4 protein-coding genes are annotated in these 4,136 nt (G+C 62.5%); 2 read left to right on the plus strand and 2 right to left on the minus strand.

Translation table 11 applies throughout. The annotated features are described in order from the left end of the window. A partial coding sequence (locus tag DBR30_RS08515) for a D-amino acid dehydrogenase (RefSeq protein WP_108588296.1) occupies positions 1-1,086 on the plus strand: 1,086 nt, incomplete at its 5' end. A gap of 362 nt (positions 1,087-1,448) precedes the next feature. After that, entirely contained in the window at positions 1,449-2,561 is a 1,113-nt protein-coding gene (asd, locus tag DBR30_RS08520; protein WP_108539784.1) for an aspartate-semialdehyde dehydrogenase, read from the plus strand. A gap of 103 nt (positions 2,562-2,664) precedes the next feature. On the opposite strand, the gene fdhD is transcribed toward asd, so the two are convergent. Continuing rightward, a complete protein-coding gene (gene fdhD / locus DBR30_RS08525; protein WP_100645936.1) occupies positions 2,665-3,498 on the minus strand; it encodes a formate dehydrogenase accessory sulfurtransferase FdhD in 834 nt (277 codons plus the stop codon). Then, positions 3,495-4,136 (minus strand): sigma 54-interacting transcriptional regulator (locus DBR30_RS21930; RefSeq protein WP_258224361.1); only part of this gene is annotated, 642 nt, incomplete at its 5' end. The genes fdhD and DBR30_RS21930, both read right to left, overlap by 4 nt.

The raw sequence follows: 4,136 nt of genomic DNA on the forward strand, positions 1-4,136 counted from the left end.
CCCCTCAAGGCCGCCAAGTGGATGTTGCAAAAGCATGCCCCCTTCACCGTGCGCCCCACCGCCGACCCCTTCCAGCTACGCTGGATGCTCAGAATGCTCGCCAACTGCACCCCGACCGCTTATGCCACCAACAAGGGGCGCATGGTGCGTCTGGCCGAATACAGCCGCGACTGCATGAAGGCACTTCGCGACGAGCTCAACATCGATTACGAAGGGCGCCAACTTGGCACCCTGCAGCTGTTTCGCAGCCAATCCCAGCTCGATGCCAGTCAACGCGATATCGAGGTGCTGGAGGAGTATGGCGTCCCTTACCAGTCGCTCAATGCCAGCGGCTGCGAAGCGGCAGAGCCTGCGCTGGCGCGGGTGCGCGGCAAAATCGTCGGCGGCTTGCGTCTGCCCGGCGACGAGACCGGCGACTGCTTCCGCTTCACCAAGGCCCTTGCCCTTGAAGCCGAGAAGCTCGGGGTCAAGTTCGTCTTCAACTGCGACATCGACGAGATTGAGCAAGCCCGCGGCCGCGCCGTGGCGGTACGGGCGGGCGAGCAGCGCTATCGCGCCGATGCCATCGTCTGTGCGCTCGGCAGTTATGCCACCGGTTTTCTGCGGCCGTTGCTGCGCCCGCTCGGGCTGGAGCTGCCTGTCTATCCGGTCAAGGGCTACTCCCTCACCCTGCCGATGATCAACGCCGAGGCCGCGCCGCGCAGTACCGTGCTCGATGAAACCTACAAGGTGGCCATTACCCGCTTTGACGAGCGGATCCGGGTCGGCGGCATGGCGGAGCTGTCGGGCTACAACCTTGCACTCAACCCGAGGCGCCACGACACCTTGGCGATGGTGGTGGGGGATCTCTTCCCCGAGGGGGGCGATATCAGTCAGGCAGAGTTCTGGACCGGGCTGCGCCCCATGACGCCGGACGGCACCCCGCTGGTGGGGCCGAGCCCCATTCCCGGTCTCTGGCTCAATACCGGCCACGGCACCCTGGGCTGGACCATGGCGGCCGGTTCGGGTCAGCTGTTGTGCGATCTCATCAACGGCAGCGAGCCCGCCATCAGTGACGAGGGGTTGACCCTGGCCCGTTACGGCTAAGCGCCTACGCTGTCGGGCTGTTTCACTCGCCAACTGCGCCCCCAGACAACAGCAGAGGACGTTCTCAACCGCTTTATTGACAGGCCACCGCCATAAACGGTGGCCTTTTCATCTGATGTTGACCTTCTCCCTCCCCGTCTACCTGAGCGGTGCTCTGGCTGCCGGTTAATGCAGCAAACGGCACAGAATATTGCGCAATTCGACTTGCGCAAGCCGCCACAATCCGTAATGTGGATAGACGCATTTTTCGCAGCGCATATTTTTTAAATGCGCCTGTAAACCGCTTGTAAACAGGCGTCGCCAAACAAGGGGTTACGGGTGTCACCACGAGTTTCTTTAGCAGCAATCCAGGGTAGGACATTATGAAAAAAGTAGGTTTGGTCGGTTGGCGTGGCATGGTGGGATCGGTTCTGATGAGCCGGATGCAGGAAGAGCAGGATTTCGCCCATATTCAACCCACATTCTTCACCACCTCCCAGGCCGGTGAGGCCGCCCCCAACTTCGGCGTCGATGCCGGTACTCTGCAAGACGCCTTCGATATCGAAGCGCTGGCCAAGCAGGATATCATCATCACCGCCCAAGGCGGCGACTACACCAAGGATGTCTATCCGCGCCTGAAAGCCGCGGGCTGGCAGGGTTACTGGATTGACGCCGCCTCCTCCCTGCGGATGGAGAAAGACGCCGTCATCATTCTGGATCCAGTCAACGGCGACGTCATCGAGCAGGCCCTGAACGATGGCATCAAGACCTTCGTTGGCGGCAACTGCACCGTCAGCCTGATGCTGCTGGCCCTCGGCGGCCTGTTCAAGGCCGATCTGGTGGAGTGGGTCAGCGTGGCCACCTATCAGGCTGCCTCCGGTGGCGGTGCTCGTCATATGCGCGAACTGGTCACCCAGATGGGGATGCTGCGCGACGAAGTGGCGGTCGAGCTGGCGGATCCCGCCTCCGCCATCCTCGACATCGAGCGCAAGATCACCGAGAAGACCCGCTCCGGCACCCTGCCGGTGGACAACTTCGGCGTGCCGCTGGCCGGTGGCCTTATCCCCTGGATTGACACCAAGCTCGACAACGGCCAGAGCCGCGAAGAGTGGAAAGGACAGGCCGAAACCAACAAGATTTTGGGTATCGAGAACGCCGTCATTCCGGTGGATGGTTTGTGCGTGCGGATCGGCGCCCTGCGCTGCCACAGCCAGGCCTTCACCATCAAGCTGAAAAAAGATGTGCCGCTGGCGGAGATCGAAACCCTGCTGGCCGCCCATAACGACTGGGTGAAAGTGATCCCCAACGATCGCGACATCACAGCCCGCGAGCTGACTCCGGCTGCCGTCACCGGCACCCTCAGCATTCCGGTGGGTCGTCTGCGCAAACTCAATATGGGCCCTGAGTATCTGGCCGCCTTTACCGTGGGTGACCAACTGCTGTGGGGCGCCGCCGAGCCGCTGCGCCGCATGCTGCGTATCCTGCTGGCGCGCTAATCCGCAAGCTAGAAGCAGATACAACAAGGGCGGGGAGTCACACTCCCCGCCCTTTTTCATTGCCTATTTTCGTGACCCGTTTAGCGGGTTCACGGCCTTGCCATTACTTGAGCAGAATGCGCTGGCAGCCGCTGTAGATCTCGGCCCGCCCGGGGCGGCAAAAGCCCACCAGGGTGAGGCCGGTCTGCTCGGCCCGCTCGACCGCAAGCTCGGTGGCGGCGGAGATGGCGAGCAAGATCTCCACCCCGGCGCTGGCGCACTTTTGCACCATCTCGAAGCTGGCGCGGCTGGTCACCAGAATGGCACCGTCACGGCGACCCGTGCGGCACAGATGGCCCACCAGCTTGTCCAGAGCGATATGGCGCCCCACATCCTCACGGATGGCGAGAATGTTGCCTTCCCCGTCCAGATGCACCGCCGCATGGGTGGCGCCGGTGCGCTGGCCCAGCAGCTGGAGCGGGCGCAGCGCGCTCAGTACCTTGTCGATATGCCCTACCGCCAGACGCTGGCTGTCGGGCAAGCTTGGTTGGGTGCGGATCACCTGCTCCAGACTCTCGCTGCCGCAGATGCCGCAACCGGTACGCCCCGCGAGCGTGCGCCGCTTCTCTTTAAGGCGATGGACGCAGCGATTGGCCAGGGTGATATGCAGCTCAATCCCCTGACAGCCGTCGATCTGCTCGATGTCATGGATATCGAGCAGGCTGTCGATGATCCCCTCGGAGAGCGAAAAACCGATAGCGAAATCCTCCAGATCGGAGGCCGAGCACATCATCACGCTGTGGGCGATGCCGTTATAGACCAGCGCCACCGGCGTTTCGGATGGGAGCGCCATCTCGCTGTCGCAGGTCAGTGTATCGGCGCGGTAGTGCACCACCTCGCGGTGGATGGCGCAGCGTGCCAGCTCGTTCTGCGCCTCCAGCTCAAGTAGCTCTCTCATGGTGCGACCCCATCGATGATCTCGGGATCTCTGGCAGAAATGCCGAGCCGCTTCATTTTCGAAAGCAAGGTGGTGCGCTTCATGCCGAGACGGTTGGCCGCCCCCCGCTCGCCAGCGACGATACCGTTGCAGTCGCGCAGGGCGGCGATGATCGCCTCGCGCTCATCGGTCGGCCCCTCCTCGGCAAAGAGCGGCGTGGCGGGCTCGTCATAGACCAGGGTCTCAATCTTGTGATAACCCTTGAGCGGCATCAGCTCATCGGGCGAGAGGTTGAGCACATGGCCGCGGGTCATCACCACGGCGCGCTCGATGACGTTCTCCAGCTCGCGGATATTGCCGTACCAGGGGAGCGACACCAGCATCTTCATGGCATCGGCGGGGATCGAGGTGATGGTGCGGCGCATCCGCTTGGCGATCTTCTTGATAAAGAAGTTGACCAAGAGCGGAATATCCTCGCGGCGCTCGCGCAGCGGCGGCAGCTCGATGGGAAAGACATTGAGACGGTAGTAGAGATCGCTTCTGAAACGCTTGTTCTTGACCATGGAGAGCAGATCGCAGTTGGTGGCGGCCACCAGCCGCACATCCACCGCGATGGGGTTGCTGTTGCCCACCCGCTCCAGCTCGTGCTCCTGCAATAC

The sequence above is a fragment of the Aeromonas sp. HMWF017 genome (assembly GCF_003061465.1).
GTDB lineage: Bacteria > Pseudomonadota > Gammaproteobacteria > Enterobacterales > Aeromonadaceae > Aeromonas > Aeromonas veronii.

What these genes read in the sequence shown, in the direction of transcription:
- fdhD (WP_100645936.1), bottom strand. Translation starts at nt 3,498, where the DNA reads ATGAGAGAGCTACTTGAGCTGGAGGCGCAGAACGAGCTGGCACGCTGC.
- asd (WP_108539784.1), top strand. Translation starts at nt 1,449, where the DNA reads ATGAAAAAAGTAGGTTTGGTCGGTTGGCGTGGCATGGTGGGATCGGTT.